The sequence below is a fragment of the Phycisphaerae bacterium genome (assembly GCA_041652575.1).
In the GTDB taxonomy this organism is placed as follows: domain Bacteria; phylum Planctomycetota; class Phycisphaerae; order Sedimentisphaerales; family UBA12454; genus UBA12454.
This window is the reverse complement of sequence record JBAZHC010000016.1, coordinates 24,549-40,513: the sequence shown is the minus strand read 5'-3', so window position 1 is coordinate 40,513 and position 15,965 is coordinate 24,549. Positions and strand designations below refer to the sequence as shown.

Below are 15,965 nucleotides of genomic sequence, written 5' to 3'. Positions count from 1 at the left end.
AGGCGATAGAAGAGCGATACGGTTACGGAAGCGGCTCGAGAACAAAATCGTATTTTGCGGCGCTTTGGTCGGGTGTAAAAACCGGCGATTCGGCAGGTTCAAAATCATCGGCCTCTGCCTTCAATTGAAAATCAAGCGGCTCGCTTATCATTATTTCATAATTATTTCCGGAAATTGCCGACGAGTTCGCGTTCTGCCATGAGAGATTGGCGTTGTCGTAATAACCAATCGATATTTTAAATGTTTCCACAGGCAGCTCAGGCAGACTGCTGGTTACGCTGCCGCTGATTCTGAACGGCGGCAAAAGCGTTATCGTATAATCGTTTCCGCTTTTCATCGCAAAGTTGCGAACGCTCATATAACCGCTCTTTCGGATGTCGAATGAAGCCTCATCTTGTGGTGCGTCCTGCCACTCGAAAAATCCGCCCGCATCGGTTTTTGTTTCGAAGCTTACCGAACTGGTTCCCTGCCAGAATGAAACTGCGATAGAAGCGTCTTTTATCGGTTCGCCGTTGACGTCGACAACTCTTCCGTTAATTACGTCCGCAGGTTTGAGATTGAAAATCACCGGCGGCATATCCGCTTTGATTTCTACCGGAAGCACCTGAGGCGCCGCGCCGGCGCTTTGAGCGGTAAATACTTCGACCCCGGCCGTTACATTATTAAAGCGAAACCAGCCGTTCGCGTCGCAGGTTACGGCATTTTTGCGATCCTCGCTGAAGGGGCCTTTCGTTACAGTCGCCTGTAAAGGTCTCTGTTCCCAGTCGAGTACTCTGCCGGTAACTGTAATGCTTCTTTCGAGAATTATCTCGAACGAAAAGTTTTTTAACTGTTCGGCGTTTTCAGGCTGATAATTTTCCGATTGAGTGTAATCGGGATGTGTTGCCATTATTGAAACATAGTATGTGTCTTCCGGGAAACTGCCGCATCGCCAGATACCGTTGGCGTCTGTTTTAAATGTGCCCAGCAGGCTGATATTCGATGTATTTGTGTTTTCGCCGAACCTGACAAGCACTCTTACCGCCGCACCTTCTATTGGTTCGGACTGCTGATTTTTGACGATTCCGCCGATTTTAATTTTCGCGGACTCATCCGCTTTTTCTTCGACCGCATTGAAATCGTCAGGTTCGATAGTTTCTTCTTTTTCGACAGGCTGTGCTGTCCTTTCGAGACGGGGTGCCGGCGGCGGCGAATTTATTTTTTTTACAGGAGCAGGTGTAACGACAGAAACCGGTTTTTGTACGGACTTTTTCGACGACAGTAAAATGCCCGCCGCAATCAGTATTACAGCGGCAGCGGCAAAATATAAAAGCAGTTGGCCTTTTTCAGCCCCGGCGGTGTTGAAAGCCGGGAGTATTTTTGCGCGGAGTTTTTCTTTGTGACCGGAGTCTATAGTCTCGATTGATTCCGGTTTGAGTTTGTTTATGATGTCCGCGAATTGTTTTTCCTTTAAGTAACTATTTACCTGGTCTGTTGCGATGGTCAAAAGCCAGTCGGAAAATTCCGTTCTTGTTTTGCCGCCGAACCGGCGGATATTTCCGGCGGCCCGGATAAAAATCATACTTGTCATATCCTCGGTGATTTGTTTTGAACGCAGACGGTCGGCACAGTAGCGGAATATTTTTTCATAATATATATCGTAGAGCAGCAGAAAGGCCGAACTGTCCGTAGAGGCAAGAATTACCAGCGGGTCCCGCTGGGCTTGTGAATTTTCTTTGGCCATATCTTAAGTCCGTTTGCGATTATGGTAACTTGTTATACAGACAGTAATTATATTATATTTCAGATTTGGTTTGTGTGCAACAGAAAAAATCTTATTTCAGATTTTGCGTTACATTTTGCGTTTTAAACTTGAAAGACCGATAGCCGAGAGTATCAGCAGGATAGTAGCCGGTTCAGGTATCGTTATTGCGCAGATATATCCGAAATCCCCAACGGGATAGTGGCCGATATAGCCATTGTAAAAGTCATTATACCAGCCGTAATAATTATGACCGCCGGAAGACACCGGGCCGAAGCAGACGTTGTTATAAGTATTAAGGTCGCCGGCACCATTTATGTAATCTCTGTCTTTGTCGGAATCGGTGCAGATAAAAGTATCCGCATCTAACTCCTGCATAGTTAAGGCATGACCTCCCGCGTGCTGGCCCGTACTATTTATCAGCGGCCACATACCTATTCCTACCTGTCCGCCCTGGGCCAGATATGTTTCAACCGTCAGAAGGGGGTTGATATCTTCCCACGCAAATACTCCGTTGCCGCTGAATGTATAGTTTGTTCCCACGAACGTCTGGATTTGCAGATTTGCGCAGAGTTGCGGATTCTGATTTTTAAAATACCTGATGGCATATTCCTGAAAACCGCCTTCATCCCATGTCAGAATATTGCCGGCCCCGTCCGGCACGCCGTTCAGTGCGTAATCTGCATAGAGCGACTCTGCGCTGGCGGCAAGTCCTGCCTGCTCGATCATATTGCAGGCTGATGCAAGCCAGCAGGAGTTGTCGGACGCTTGTTTCCATCCGTCCTGGGCGCTGTCAGAGAAAGGTTCGCCGGGGTCGTGTTTATTATTTGAATTCAGGTCATCATAGTAGTTTGAAGACCACGAACCGGTACCGTTATTCAATTTGTCAACATCGGAGTAACCGAGCGATGGGTAAGTTAAACTGTAGGGTGTAACAACTTCAGATTGGCCGGCAGAGATGGCTAAAGACGGATTTGCCAAAAAAACCGCAGGCAGAATCCCTGCCAAAATGCAGAAATACACTCTTCTTCTGTCTCCCAAGAACATCTTCTTCCAACTCCTGATATAAAAGTGATTATTACTGAGAGGATAATCCGTCACCCAATTGTCATATTATACTCAAAAAAGACGAAAAATCAAGGAAAAAGTGAATAAACAGGGGTTTTTAAGTCCCAATTTATCGGAATTAAACCAGACAAAAAAACTTGACAGTACAGGCCGGGTAAAGTAAATTGTTTTGTTCTCTAAGTTTGCGGAGATAGTATAAGAATAAATATTGTTTTTGGAGGTCATATTTAGTGGCTAACGATCTGGCTCGTAGTTTGATTACTGCCGGTGTGCATTTTGGACATACCGTCAGCAGATGGAATCCCAAAATGAAACCGTATGTTTATGCCCGCAAGGGTATGGTTCATATCATTAACGTCCGCGAGACGCTCCGCGGCATTATCCTTGCCCAAAAGCTTTTAAAGGATATTGTCTCCGGTGGCAGGGATGTTGTGTTTGTCGGAACCAAGAGACAGGCACAAAAAGCGGTTAAAGGCGCCGCCGAAACGACAGGGATGCATTATGTAACCACACGATGGCTGGGCGGAACGCTTACGAATTTCAGAACCATCCATTCGAGGATTCAGAGACTCGACGACCTTGAGGCCATGTCGGCTGACGGCTCGATTGAGTCTGAAAGCAAGAAACGCGCTTCGACTCTCAAACGCGAACTTCGCAAGGTTAAATCGAACCTTGAGGGCGTTCGAAAAATGAACCAGATACCCGGGATTATTGTGGTCGTTGACGTAAAAAGAGAACTTCTTGCCCTTCGTGAAGCCAAGAAAATGGGTGTTCCGACAATAGGCATTATCGATACTGATTCGGACCCGGATATGGTTGACATAGCGATACCAGGCAATGACGATTCGGTAAAGGCAATCGATATTATAATCGGCCAGCTTGCTTCAGCGGTTGCCGAAGGCAAAACTATGTACAGGGCCACGGGCAAAACTGACGATGCTCACAAGCCGCGTCTTCGCAGGCGGTCGCTTGCAAGGGCAGGCGAAACGGCAGAGGCTGAAACACCTGCACCGGCCCCGGCAGCAGGCCCATCCGCACAGGCTTAAAAACGGCAAAACAAGGCTGTACCCGGATAAAAGGTACGGCCTTTGTGTAAATACTATATTTAAGGTTCAGGAGATTTTTTAAAATGGCAGAAATAGCACCTGCATTGGTTATGAAGCTTCGCAAAATGAGCGGACAGGGAATGATGGACTGTAAAAAGGCTCTCGAAGAATGTAATGGAAGCCTCGAAGAAGCAATGACCTCGCTGAGGAAAAAGGGGTTGGCAACTCTTGCCAAAAGGGCGGACAAGGAAACCACCGAAGGTAAGGTAATATGTGTTGCGAGCCCGGACGGCAAAGAAGCCGCGATGGCCACGCTCTGCTGCGAGACTGATTTTGTCGCGAAAACCGACGCCTTCGTTGCAACATCCGAGATAATGAAAGATTATCTGCTTGCCTGCAAAGCTGCCGACGGCGTTGAAAATCTGCTCAATACTGACAGCAGCGGCAAAAAGTTTGCTGATGTGATAACCGAATGCGTAAGCAAAACAGGCGAAAAAACTGAAGTCGGAAATTATGCCAAATTAACGCTCAAAGGCACAGGAAGCATAGCTACTTACGTTCACTTCAACGGCAAAATAGGCGTTATGATTGAGTTGGAGACGAGCACGCAGGCTGTTGCCGATAATGAGCAGTTTAAACTGATTACAAAAGATATCGCGATGCACATCGCGGCTATAAATCCTTTGTCGCTCGATAAATCGGGTATTCCGGCCGAGGTAGTCGAACGTGAAAGAGCCATTGCGGCCGACCAGGTAAAGGACAAGCCTGCCAATATCATTGATAAAATCGTAGATGGCAAAATGAATAAGTTTTTCGCGGAAAACTGCCTCTTGTCTCAGGGCTTTGTTAAGGACGAAAAGGTTCCCGTTGAAAAGATTCTTGCCGATACTGCAAAAACGGCCGGAGGAACGGCAAAAATAAAAGCATTTGTCCGATTCGCAATCGGGTAATATAATAAGCACCGGAAAAACCGGTGCTTTTTTTATAGGTTTACTGTAAAAAGACAGGAACAAGGATGGACGAATTAAAATACAAACGTATCCTGCTGAAACTCAGCGGCGAAAGCTTCTGCAAAACAGGCGGATTTGGTATTGACGGGGAACAGCTTGCTTCGATTGCCCAGCGCATTATCCAGATAAAACAACTCGGCACTCAAATAGCTATCGTTGTCGGAGGAGGCAATTTTCTCAGGGGCGAGACCTTCAGCAAAAAAAGTCATATTCCGCGCCACACGGCCGACTATATGGGAATGCTCGCAACCGTCATCAATGCCTGCGCTTTGCAGGAAACTCTCGAAAAAATGGGCCAGCCGACGCGGGTCATGAGTGCGATAGAAGTTTCAGCCATCTGCGAGCCGTTCATACGCAGAAAGGCGATAAGTCATTTGGAGCAGGGAATAGTCGCTATCCTGGCAGGTGGAACGGGAAATCCTTTCTTTTCCACCGATACCTGCGCCGCTCTTCGAGCTTCCGAGCTTGACGCCAATGTGCTTATCAAGGCGACAAAAGTTGACGGCGTTTATGACGATGACCCGATCAAAAATCCCAACGCCGTACTCTTCGACAAGCTTGCCTATCAGGATATTCTGAAAAAAAATCTTCGGGTAATGGACCATTCGGCCATAAGCCTGTGCGATGAAAACAAAATTCCGGTTATTGTTCTGAATATTTTCCAGAAAGGCAACATCACAAAAGCCCTTTTAGGCGAGAAGATAGGAACGATTATTTCTTAATTTACAGGAGCCGATTATGCCTACTCAGAAAATTATCAATGAGCACAAAAACATGATGGAAAAGGCGTTTGAATTTCTAATGAGTGAATTCAAAACTGTCAGAACCGGCAGGGCGTCCACCGGACTTGTTGAAAATCTCAGGGTCGAATATTACGGTACCCCGACGCCTTTGAAACAAATTGCGACGCTCTCGATTCCGGAGACGAGTATGATTGTCATAAAGCCGTTTGACCCCGCCTCCATAAAGGACATAGAAAAAGCGATTAAAAGCAGCGACCTTTCCATCGCTCCGATGTCGGACGGCAAAATCATCAGGCTGAGTGTTCCGCCGTTGTCGGGCGAAAGAAGAAAACAGCTCGCCGCGCAGGTCAAACAGCTTGGCGAACAGTCGAAAGTCAGTATCCGAAACATACGGCGGGATGCCAATAAAAAACTTGATGACGACCAGAAGGCGAAACTTTTAACAGAAGACGACCGTGACCACGGCAAAAAAGAAATGGATGAACTTACAAGAATATATACTGACAGAATCGACAAATCCATAAAACTAAAAACAGATGAAGTTATGGAAAGCTGATTTTGCCGTTTTGAGTTTCTTTTGTGAGGGGTAAAAAATGCAGACCGAAAATAATTCACAGGGAAAAAAACGTTCAAAAATTTCCGTAAAGAAAATTATTCTATGGATGCTCGCTTTTTTATGTTTGTTCTTTTTAATCCTGTTTTTTGCTGTTCCCGTGTATCTGTCCAGCAGCAGCGGCAAAACTATGATTCTCGGCAGGATAAACAGCGTCATTGATGGCAAAGTCAAAATAGACTCGCTCTCGATGGGCTGGTTCGACGGCGTAAGGGCGCAAAAGCTGGATTTTACCGACACTGCCGGCTGTACGAAAATAACCGCAAATCAGGTCGCCGCTCGTCCGAGTTATATCGCGCTGCTGGGCGGCAGATTGTCGATTGACCAGGCCGTTATAGACCAGCCGCAGGTCCTGATAAATATGGGCGGCGAGTGTGCGCGGAAAAAAACACAGGCTCCATCTTCCACGCTTCTGCTTTCACAGGAAAACGCCGCGCAGGCGCAGGCCTTGAAGGCCCAGCCTTCTTCTGCTATGCTTGCAATCGACCATATAAACCTGACTATAAACGGCGGCAATTTCAAAATCACCGCGCCGGACGCCAACGACATTCTGCGCACTCTCGAGCTGAGAGATATAAACAGTAAACTTGCCGTAAGGCCGCTTGGCAGCAAGAGCAGCTTTGATATTTCGATGGCTATTGCCTCGGCCAACGAGGTTTCTGAAATTAACGCTTCTGGAGAAATAAAAACCGGCAAAAACGAATGGTCGCTTGCCGATACGACAGGCGACGTTTCGCTCGAAGTCAACGACCTTGACCTTTCGACTCTTGCGCCGCTGTTTAAGGTTTTCGATGTAAATATGACAACAAGCGGCAGGGTAAAAGCCGTCGTGGACGCCAAAATCCAGAAAGGTCAGTTTGAAAATCTTCAGGGAATAATTAACGCCGGCAATCTCGATATATCCGGCTCCGTACTCAAAGGCGACCGGATTCAGACTTCGAAATTTCAGACCGATGTCAAGCTCAGCACGACTGAAAAGGCGATAAATATCGACCGGCTCAAAATCCGGGCCGATGGTTTGGATGCAGATATAAAAGGAACCGTACCGAAAACCCTTCGCAGCTTTGAAGATTTTATGAAGGCAGATTCCGCCGATACCCTGCAGGCGACATTCGATTGCGATGTCGCCAAAACATTCAAACAGGTAAAAACAATAGCGAAATTCAAACAGGATTTAGATATCAACTTCGGCAGGCTGAGCGGCGACATAAACACCGAAGCTCAAAACGGAAAAAGAACCCTCACCGGCAAAGTCAAGTTATGGGCGCTCGAGGGAAATTTCCCCGTAAAACGGATGGTTCTTTCAAAGCCTGTGGAAGTTGACGCAAAGATTACCTCGCAGGGAGATAAAATAACGATTGAAAGATTTGACGTCGATTCGGCTTTTGTAAAGGCCAAACTTAACGGCACGACAGACAATATGAATTATACCGCCGACGTCGACCTTGCAAAAATGCAGAGCGACGTGGGACAGTTTATCGAAATAAGACAGACTCTCACCGGCGATGTCAATCTTGCAGGCCGCGGTTCTCTGGTCAAAGGGATTCTCAGCAGCACCGGCTCCGGAGCGTTCAGTAATCTTTTTGTGAAAATGCCTGACGGCGGCGTAATTTCAGAACCTGCCGCCAATATCAAATTTGATTTCACCTGCGATACTGAAAACAAACAGCTTACCGTCAACTCCGCCGACATTGTCGCCTCGGCAGGTAAAATAAATCTGAAAGATTCGAGAATACCGTTCGGCTCGAACGCGGCAGGCCAGATTCAGATAAAGGCGGATATGGCTCTTGAGCTTGACAAGGCCGGCCAGTATCTGCGGACTTTTGCGGGCGTTGACCCGCAGTCGCAGTTTGCCGGCTCAATGCAGGGCGATATCGCTCTGAATATAAAGGACAACATCGTCGATGCGATGACAAAACAGATAGCGATAAACAAGTTCAGTCTCGCCTATCCCGGCAAACAGACTTTTTCGCAGGAATATATGAACATCGCCTTCAATGGAAGATTCGATACCACCGCGAAAATTTACACGATTGAGAAACTTTTGCTCACAAGCCCGCAGATAAAATTGTCCGGCAAACTCACCAATGCCGAATCGGGCCAAAACGTAAAGACCGAAGGTTCGCTCAAGGCCGATTACGACCTGGCCGCCGCAAGCTCGCTTATTGCTCCGTTTATGCCCAGCGGTTTTTCCGCGACAGGCAAAAGGAGCGATTCGGTAACGTTTACAACGTCTTATCCGAAACAGCAGCCCGCTCTGTTCACGTCGAATATGAACGCCAAAACATCGTTCGGCTTTGACAGTGCCGAGTATATGGGTCTCAATATCGGCAAAAGCCAGTTCAATATTAACATTGACAACGGCCTTATGACAATCGCTCCGTTTTCAACGGTTGTCAACGAAGGCAAACTGAATTTTGGCGCATCCGCGAATTTCAAGGACAAGCCTGCGATGCTCAAAACTCCCGCACCAGTTAAGATTTTCGATAGAATTCAGATTACCCGTCAGGTTACCGATACGCTTCTGCGGTATGTCAATCCTCTTTTTGCCGATGCCGCCGATATTTCAGGCGTCCTGAGTTTCGATTGTGAAAAACTGGCGTTTCCTCTCCAGTCGGGCTATCAGAACTCCACTCAAATTACGGGCACGCTTACCATCGACGATATGCACCTCGGCGGCTCTTCCCTGCTGGGCCAGATTGCCCAGCTTTCAGGTATCTCCCCCGATGCCAATATTGCCGTTCTGCCTACGCGGTTTGTTCTTGAAAATGGTATTCTTAGTTACGACGATATGCAGATGAACCTCGGAGGCAAGAGCATTAATTTCAGCGGCCATATCGGCCTCGATAAATCCATGCAGATGACCATTACTCTGCCGTTTACCCGCAACGGCCAGAGAGTTAAGCTGCCCCTGAAAGGAACAATTAACAAGCCCGAAATCGATATGGGCCAGCTCCTTCAGGATCAGCTTAAGCAGGAACTTGAAAATCAGCTGCAGAAAATATTTAAATAAAGGAACGCGATATGTTCGAAAAATTATTATCTACGCCGACTCATGAACTGAGTAAATTTACGCGTTTTTTGATTTTCCAGATAAGGCTCTGGCCCCAGTGCATAAAACTCCTCGTCAAAAACAAGGCCTATATCCAGGCAAAGGTTCTTTCGTATAACACGATTTTCGGATTTGTCCCGCTTGCGATTGTAACGCTGCTTCTTTTTCATTCTATCGGCGCCTTTGAAAAAATCGGCGACCCCCTGAAGAATTTTGTTTACGAGCAGACTTTCCTGAAAAATATTCAATACACCGCCGACCCTAACGACCCTGAAAAAAAAATTAATCTCGCGCAGAAATTCGATGAGTTTACAGCTTCCTATTATGAAAATTTAAACACAGGCTCTATTACAGTTGTCGGCAGCCTGATTGTTATATGGGTCGCCATTATGGTTTTAATCACTATCGAAAATTCGTTTAACACGATATGGGGCGTAACCCGCGGCCGAAATTTCGTCCAGAGAGTTTCGAATTACTGGGCCTTTCTCACTCTCGGCCCTTTGCTTTTCGGCGTCGTCGTTTACGTCAACGCACGTTACAGCATTACCTCTCATTTCACCCATGGCGTTTTTACGTACATAGCGCCGCTCGTCCCGTTTGTCGTTGCCTTTGCCGGCCTGTTTGCACTTTATATACTTATGCCAAACGCTAAAGTTTCCGCCAAAGCCGCTTTTTGGGGCGCACTCGTTGCCGCTCTTGTCTGGACGCTCGCAAAATGGGGTTTCGGCGTTTATGTCAAATTTATCCCATACAGCAAAATCTATGGCGTCCTCGGCCTTATTCCTCTGGCGGTCTTATGGATTTACATTACCTGGCTCATCGTTCTTTTCGGTCTTCAGCTTACTTTTACGACCCAGAATTTAACGACCATCGAGCAGGCCGAAAAAGCCGCCGCCTTTCGCCGTCAGGAATATTTCCTCGCCACGGATATGCAGTTAATAAACGTTATGAAATTTATCTGCGCTAAATTCGAAACCCAAAACGTTCCAGTCCCGCCGGAGCTTGTCTGCAGCCAGTTGAATCTTCCTGCCGATTTCACCGATAAGGTTTTGAATCATCTTGTAAAATCCGGCTTGCTGCTGAGAATAAGCGAACCTGCCGCCGGCTACGCTCCCGCCACAAATTCAGAGAATGTAAAACTATCTGATATTTACGATGCCGTCGCAAAGGCTTCATTTGCCGTCGAAGGTGCCGCCCCCGGCGACGAATCTGCCGTCATAAAGCAGATTACCGATAATTACCGCCAGTCTCTTGCGCAATATACCGTAAAAAATCTAATGTAATCCGAAAGCCCTCAAGTTTCTTGTCCGCCATAGTTTTAACGACGGCGGAATATTGGGAGTTTATTGTTTTAAATTTTTGTTTTTCTTTTGCTAATTACTGCCAATCCGCCTAAAGTCAATAGAGCAATTGTCATTGGCTCAGGTATCACAAACAGAACTCCGTGTAGTTGGCCGTTGTGAGCTCCTATTCCCACTACCCAGTCGTTATCATTTATTCCATTGACCATAAGCAATGTCCAGCCTGAAGCGGGATCTATGAGACTGCTGAGGTTAATATTATTGCCTTGCCCTGTTGGGTCAAAAAGACAGGGTTGGTAGTCAGCATCGCCGATAATTCGGCCTTTATTATTTATGGCATAAGCTGCACTGTAATTGCCTGTAAGGGTTCCAAGGTCTATATTGGCTCCATTTCCAGTTGGGTCAAAAAGACACGCATGCTCATAGCCGGAATCCGTTCTTGCATAACCTGCAATTTGGTTGCTGTTATTTATGCAGATGGCCTTGCTGCTGTTGCCGCCGAGTGTGCCAAGGTCGATATTGGCCCCATTGCCTGTCGAGTCAAAAAGACAGGCGCGGTAAATAATTGAAGAAGGCGAACTTCCTGTTGTAAAACACGAACCTACAATCTGTCCGTTGTCATTGATAGAACGGGCTTCACTGTTTGCATAGCCGGCAATAGTTCCGAGGTCCACATTAGCTCCGCCTCCAGTCGGGTCGAAAAAACAGGCGCAAGCACGGTCGCGGAAGGGATAGTTACGAGCCCAGCCTACAATTTGGCCATGATTATTAATTGATAATGCCTCACTCCCTAATTCGCCAAGGGTTCCAAGGTCGATATTGGCTCCATTTCCTGTTGAGTCAAAAAGACAAGCAAGGTATTTGCCGGAACTGTTCTTTGCGTAGCCTGCGATTTGGCCATTGTTATTCACTGAGCCGGCGCTACTGGTATTTCCGCCGAGAGTACCAAGGTCTATAACGTTTAGGTATGCAAAAGTGAAATTATTGACGGTGAAAATAACAATTAGAATTGCAAAAAGAAACTTCTTCTTCACGGCCTCTACTCCTGAAACTTGGATTAAAACTCAGTTAAGATTCCGAAGTTTCTCCCTATCTCCCATTATTGGACAGTATTATACCACAAATACCGTATTTTGTCAAGAGGGAAAACAATTATTTATGAGTATAGGGCTTGACGGTCAATTTATTTGACTACTGGTGTCGATTGTGGTAAACATAGCAGGTTTATAGGCTTATTATATTTATTCTGTTTTTGTAACTTATACATTGACAGAGGGTTATGGTATCTTTTTCTCTGTGTCCTCTGTGCTCTCTGTGGCTTTTAATAATAAATTATCTCTGTGGCTGTAACTCAATGAATCTTGAGGATTTACGTAAAAATATCGACCAGATTGACGCAAAGCTCGTTGAGCTGTTAAATGAGCGTGCGCAAGTAGTTATAGAAATCGGAAAATTGAAGGGTGATGGTCCGATTTACGCTCCCGACCGTGAAAAAAAGGTTTTGCAGCGGGTTTCCGAGTTGAATAAGGGTCCTTTGCCCGACAAGACGTTACATGCTGTCTGGCGGGAACTTATGAGCGGTTCGTTCTTTTTGGAGCGTCCTCTCAGGATTTCTTATTTAGGTCCCGAGGGCAGTTTTACGCATACTGCCGCGATTCGCAAATTCGGCCAAAGTGTTGAGTACGAACCAGTTATGGATATTCGCGGAATATTCGACGAGGTCAGCCGCGGCCATTGTGATTTGGGCGTTGTGCCGGTCGAAAATTCCGCCGGCGGCGGCGTAGTCGAAACGCTCGACGCCTTTGTCGATACGAATGTTCTGATTTGTGCCGAAGTTTTTATGCCGATTCATCATAACCTCTTGGCCAACTGTGCTTTAAAGGAAGTTCAGAAAGTTTATTCCAAGCCGGAGGTTTTTGCTCAGTGTCGCCAATGGCTCAGTACGACTTTTAAGGAAGCCAATACGATAGCTGTTGCCTCGACCGCGAAAGCGGCGCAAATGGCTGCCCAGGAAAAATTTGCCGCTGCTATCGGCTCGGATATTGCCGCCGAACTCTACGGCTTAAAAGTGATATGCGAGAATATTGAAGATATCGCCAACAACGTAACTCGTTTTCTTGTAATAAGTAAAGAAGACGCAAGGCCCTGCGGCGAAGATAAAACCTCGATATTGTTCAGTACCGCTCACAAGGCAGGTGCTTTGGCGGATGTGCTGGATGTATTTAAGAAAAGCCAGGTCAACCTGACTAATATAGAATCGAGACCGAGCAAAAAGAGACAGCGCGAATATTATTTCTTTGTCGAATGTCAGGGCCATCGCAAAGACGAAAAATTTATCGCCTGCCTGAATGAAGTTAAACAGCACTGCCTCCAGCTTTCCGTGCTGGGCAGTTATCCTAAAAGCGATACATTGTTAGAGTAATTTTTGGAGACCAGAATAATGAGAAAACCGTTTATAGGCGGCAACTGGAAGATGAATACGGACGGCAAAAGTGCCGTTGAGCTTGCAAAAGGCGTAGCGGAAAAATGTCAAAGTCTGCTTGCGGATGTTGACGTTTCAGTTTGTCCGCCTTTTGTTTATCTTGCGGCAGTGAAAAACGCGCTCGGCTCTTCGAATGTCGGCCTCGGCGCGCAGGATGTTTACTTCGAAGCGAAAGGCGCTTTCACAGGCGAGGTAAGCTGCCAGATGTTAAAGGATGTCGGCTGCAAAAATGTGCTCATTGGCCATTCCGAAAGACGGCACGTTATTAAAGAAACCGATGTGCTTATAAATAAAAAACTTATCGCTGCGATAGACGCAGGTCTTCTGCCGATATTCTGTGTCGGCGAGCTTCTTGAAGAGCGAAAAGCAGGCAAAACCGAGCAGGTAGTCAAAGAGCAGATACAAAAAGGTATGGCTGGAATAACCGCCGAAAAGGCAAAGGCTGTAACAATCGCTTACGAGCCTGTCTGGGCAATCGGCACCGGCCTTAACGCTACTCCGGCTCAGGCTCAGGAAGTACATTTAATGATTCGACAGTTAATCTCGGCGATGTATAATAAGGCGCTTGCCGAGCAGATTATAATCCAGTACGGCGGCTCGGCGAAACCGGACAACGCTGCCGAATTGATGGCTCAGCCGGACATTGACGGATTGCTTGTCGGAGGCGCAAGCCTTAAGGCTGATGATTTTGCCGCGATGGTTAAAGCCGCCGCACAGGCGAAGAAATAAATAATTTAAAAATAAATTTAAAATTTTATAGAGGTAATAAATATGATGGATTTTGTTTTGGCAACGGTACCGTTTGTAATGAAAATTGTTGTCGGTATCTGGCTTTTTGTGGCAGTGGCAATGGTGCTTCTTGTTCTGATACAGAAAGGCCGCGGCGGCGGACTCAGCAGCGCGTTCGGCGGAATCAGCAATTCACTGCTCGGAACAAAGACCGGTGATTTTCTAACATGGGTCACGATTAGTCTCGTGGCGGTATGGCTGGTGCTTAGCGTCGTTGCGGCTAAATGGTTCAAACCGCAGACAAGCGAGTATCTCCAGGGGCAGAAGCCCGCAGCGCCTGTTTCGGCGCCTGCGATGCCTGTTGACACCGACCAGCTTCTCCAAACCGAACAGCAGGCACAGAGTCAGCAATCAGAAAACAGTCAGATTCCGGAATCGAATACTCCGGCATCTGCTAAATAAAGGTCGCGATATATGTTAAATAGTATGACAGGATTTGCCCGTATTTGCCGTGAGATAGACGGCGTAAGCTATGCTGTTGAAATAAAAACGGTTAATAACCGGTATTTCAAGCCGAGCATCAGGGTGCCGGAATCTACGGCTTTTCTCGAGCATGATATCGAAAAGCTTCTGCGGGCCAATATCTATCGCGGTGCGGTTAATTATTTTCTGCGGTATAAAAACGTCAGCGGCGAGCCGATGTACGAAATAGATTCCTCCGCCCTGAAAAGCTATGTGGAAAAGCTTAACGGCGTTCAGTGCAGCAGCGGCGTGCAGTGCGGAATAAATCTTGCCGACCTGCTTTTGTTGCCGGGCGTTGTAAGACCGCAGGAGCCGGAGAACGAAAAGGCTGAACAATTACGCAAAGCGGTCCTTAATGTGACCGGACAGGCTGTCGAGCAGCTCAAAAAAATGCGGGCTCAGGAAGGCCAGTCGCTCACTGAAGACCTTAAGCAGCAATGCAGTCGAATAAGCAGCCTGCTCGAAGGAATTAAAGTACGCGGTAAAATTGTTACCGGCGAATATCAGGATAGACTCGCCTGTCGTGTTAAAGAACTTTTGGCAAATGCCCGCCTTGAGCTTGACAGCGCGACTCTCGCAAGGGAAGTGGCACTGTTTGCCGACAGAAGCGATATAAGTGAGGAAATTATCAGATTAAGTTCTCATCTTGAGCAGTTCCTTGCGAACTGTCAGACTGGCGACTATGCCGGCAGGAAACTTGATTTCATATCCCAGGAAATGCTTCGCGAGGCCAATACGATAGCCAGTAAGGCTTCGGACTCGAAAATATGCCTTGATGTGGTTGAAATAAAATCGTGCATTGAACGAATCAAGGAGCAGGTGCAAAACATTGAGTAACCTGGAACAAAAACCTGTCAGGGGGCATATATTCGTCATAAGTGGTCCCAGCGGAGTAGGCAAAAGCACTATATGTGACCAGTTGATTAAACAGCTTGATGATGTTTATTTGAGCGTATCGACTACGACGCGTGAAAAAAAGGCCGGCGAAGAGGATGGTAAGCATTACCATTTTATCGACAGGGCTGAATTTGAAAGACAGATAGCGGCCGGGAATTTTATCGAATATGCCGAAGTGTTCGGAAACCTGTATGGTACGCCGAAGGATAAACTCGAACAGGCTCTTAATAATGGCAAGACGGTAATACTTGAGATTGATGTCCAGGGCGCCCAGCAGGTAAAAAGGCTGTATCCCGACGCAAAACTTATTTTTGTTCTGCCGCCGAAGCATAACGAACTTCAAAAACGTATTAACGGCCGCGGCAGAGATGATGAAAAAGATGTTGAAAAAAGGCTCCAGCGTGCAGGCATTGAAATAGCTGCTGCCTGGCAGCATTATGAATATATGGTTATTAACGAAGACCTCCCCCAGGCGATTGAAGAAATTATACAGATAATAAAGAAAGTAATTGGAGAATAAACATGATAGATGAGTTAAAGAACAAGGCGATTTTCGAAAAAATCGGCGGTGCATTCAAGGTCTCGGCTCTTATACAAAAAAGAATGGTAGAGCTTATGGAGGGCTCAAGGCCCCTTATCGAGAACACCGAAGGCAAGACGATGATGGAAATAGTCGTTGAAGAAATTATGCAGGACAAAATCACACCTGATTATACTTCAGGACCGGAAAAAATAGAGTTACCTAAATTATAGGCGTCAGG

15 protein-coding genes are annotated in these 15,965 nt (G+C 46.7%); 12 read left to right on the top strand and 3 right to left on the bottom strand.

Going from position 1 to position 15,965, the window contains the following annotated elements:
- Nucleotides 1–22: 22 nt before the first annotated feature.
- Nucleotides 23–1,723: a carboxypeptidase regulatory-like domain-containing protein gene (locus WC496_11150; GenBank protein MFA5293577.1), complete on the bottom strand. Its 1,701-nt coding sequence runs from the start codon at nt 1,721–1,723 to the stop codon at nt 23–25.
- Nucleotides 1,724–1,831: 108 nt separating this feature from the next.
- Entirely contained in the window at nt 1,832–2,788 is a 957-nt protein-coding gene (locus WC496_11145) for a PEP-CTERM sorting domain-containing protein (GenBank protein ID MFA5293576.1), read from the bottom strand.
- A 251-nt stretch (nt 2,789–3,039) separates the two neighbouring features.
- Between WC496_11145 and rpsB the strand changes: the two genes are divergently transcribed.
- The 6 genes from rpsB (at nt 3,040) to WC496_11115 (ending at nt 10,556) form a co-directional block, all read left to right on the top strand.
- Nucleotides 3,040–3,855: a 30S ribosomal protein S2 gene (gene rpsB, locus WC496_11140; protein ID MFA5293575.1), complete on the top strand. Its 816-nt coding sequence runs from the start codon at nt 3,040–3,042 to the stop codon at nt 3,853–3,855.
- An 83-nt stretch (nt 3,856–3,938) separates the two neighbouring features.
- The gene (tsf, locus tag WC496_11135) at nt 3,939–4,805 is read left to right on the top strand and encodes a translation elongation factor Ts (protein MFA5293574.1); all 867 of its coding nucleotides are present in this window, start codon (nt 3,939–3,941) and stop codon (nt 4,803–4,805) included.
- Between the two features lie 65 nt (nt 4,806–4,870).
- Entirely contained in the window at nt 4,871–5,587 is a 717-nt protein-coding gene (pyrH, locus tag WC496_11130; protein ID MFA5293573.1) for a UMP kinase, read from the top strand.
- Nucleotides 5,588–5,603: 16 nt separating this feature from the next.
- The gene (gene frr / locus WC496_11125; GenBank protein MFA5293572.1) at nt 5,604–6,164 is read left to right on the top strand and encodes a ribosome recycling factor; all 561 of its coding nucleotides are present in this window, start codon (nt 5,604–5,606) and stop codon (nt 6,162–6,164) included.
- Between the two features lie 37 nt (nt 6,165–6,201).
- On the top strand, nt 6,202–9,234 hold the full coding sequence (locus WC496_11120) for a hypothetical protein (protein MFA5293571.1): 3,033 nt from the start codon (nt 6,202–6,204) through the stop codon (nt 9,232–9,234).
- An 11-nt stretch (nt 9,235–9,245) separates the two neighbouring features.
- Complete coding sequence (locus WC496_11115) at nt 9,246–10,556, top strand: YhjD/YihY/BrkB family envelope integrity protein (GenBank protein MFA5293570.1); 1,311 nt, start codon at nt 9,246–9,248, stop codon at nt 10,554–10,556.
- 68 nt (nt 10,557–10,624) lie between these two features.
- Here WC496_11115 and WC496_11110 read toward each other — a convergent pair whose 3' ends face one another.
- Nucleotides 10,625–11,608: a PEP-CTERM sorting domain-containing protein gene (locus WC496_11110; GenBank protein MFA5293569.1), complete on the bottom strand. Its 984-nt coding sequence runs from the start codon at nt 11,606–11,608 to the stop codon at nt 10,625–10,627.
- A 320-nt stretch (nt 11,609–11,928) separates the two neighbouring features.
- Between WC496_11110 and pheA the strand changes: the two genes are divergently transcribed.
- Genes pheA through WC496_11080 form a run of 6 tightly spaced genes read left to right on the top strand, consistent with a single transcriptional unit; the run spans nt 11,929 to nt 15,957 of the window.
- On the top strand, nt 11,929–12,996 hold the full coding sequence (gene pheA, locus WC496_11105) for a prephenate dehydratase (GenBank protein MFA5293568.1): 1,068 nt from the start codon (nt 11,929–11,931) through the stop codon (nt 12,994–12,996).
- Nucleotides 12,997–13,014: 18 nt separating this feature from the next.
- Entirely contained in the window at nt 13,015–13,785 is a 771-nt protein-coding gene (tpiA, locus tag WC496_11100; GenBank protein MFA5293567.1) for a triose-phosphate isomerase, read from the top strand.
- Between the two features lie 42 nt (nt 13,786–13,827).
- The gene (gene secG / locus WC496_11095) at nt 13,828–14,247 is read left to right on the top strand and encodes a preprotein translocase subunit SecG (GenBank protein MFA5293566.1); all 420 of its coding nucleotides are present in this window, start codon (nt 13,828–13,830) and stop codon (nt 14,245–14,247) included.
- Nucleotides 14,248–14,259: 12 nt separating this feature from the next.
- Complete coding sequence (locus tag WC496_11090) at nt 14,260–15,144, top strand: YicC/YloC family endoribonuclease (protein MFA5293565.1); 885 nt, start codon at nt 14,260–14,262, stop codon at nt 15,142–15,144.
- On the top strand, nt 15,137–15,724 hold the full coding sequence (gene gmk / locus WC496_11085; GenBank protein ID MFA5293564.1) for a guanylate kinase: 588 nt from the start codon (nt 15,137–15,139) through the stop codon (nt 15,722–15,724). Before WC496_11090 ends, gmk begins: the two co-directional genes overlap by 8 nt.
- Nucleotides 15,725–15,726: 2 nt before the next feature.
- The gene (locus WC496_11080) at nt 15,727–15,957 is read left to right on the top strand and encodes a DNA-directed RNA polymerase subunit omega (protein MFA5293563.1); all 231 of its coding nucleotides are present in this window, start codon (nt 15,727–15,729) and stop codon (nt 15,955–15,957) included.
- Nucleotides 15,958–15,965 lie beyond the last annotated feature (8 nt).

Bases quoted from the DNA above. Each gene is read 5' to 3' on its own strand.
- pyrH (MFA5293573.1), top strand. From the start codon at position 4,871: ATGGACGAATTAAAATACAAACGTATCCTGCTGAAACTCAGCGGCGAA.
- tpiA (MFA5293567.1), top strand. From the start codon at position 13,015: ATGAGAAAACCGTTTATAGGCGGCAACTGGAAGATGAATACGGACGGC.
- frr (MFA5293572.1), top strand. From the start codon at position 5,604: ATGCCTACTCAGAAAATTATCAATGAGCACAAAAACATGATGGAAAAG.
- WC496_11145 (MFA5293576.1), bottom strand. From the start codon at position 2,788: ATGTTCTTGGGAGACAGAAGAAGAGTGTATTTCTGCATTTTGGCAGGG.
- secG (MFA5293566.1), top strand. From the start codon at position 13,828: ATGATGGATTTTGTTTTGGCAACGGTACCGTTTGTAATGAAAATTGTT.
- WC496_11150 (MFA5293577.1), bottom strand. From the start codon at position 1,723: ATGGCCAAAGAAAATTCACAAGCCCAGCGGGACCCGCTGGTAATTCTT.
- WC496_11120 (MFA5293571.1), top strand. From the start codon at position 6,202: ATGCAGACCGAAAATAATTCACAGGGAAAAAAACGTTCAAAAATTTCC.
- tsf (MFA5293574.1), top strand. From the start codon at position 3,939: ATGGCAGAAATAGCACCTGCATTGGTTATGAAGCTTCGCAAAATGAGC.
- pheA (MFA5293568.1), top strand. From the start codon at position 11,929: ATGAATCTTGAGGATTTACGTAAAAATATCGACCAGATTGACGCAAAG.
- WC496_11115 (MFA5293570.1), top strand. From the start codon at position 9,246: ATGTTCGAAAAATTATTATCTACGCCGACTCATGAACTGAGTAAATTT.
- WC496_11080 (MFA5293563.1), top strand. From the start codon at position 15,727: ATGATAGATGAGTTAAAGAACAAGGCGATTTTCGAAAAAATCGGCGGT.
- WC496_11090 (MFA5293565.1), top strand. From the start codon at position 14,260: ATGTTAAATAGTATGACAGGATTTGCCCGTATTTGCCGTGAGATAGAC.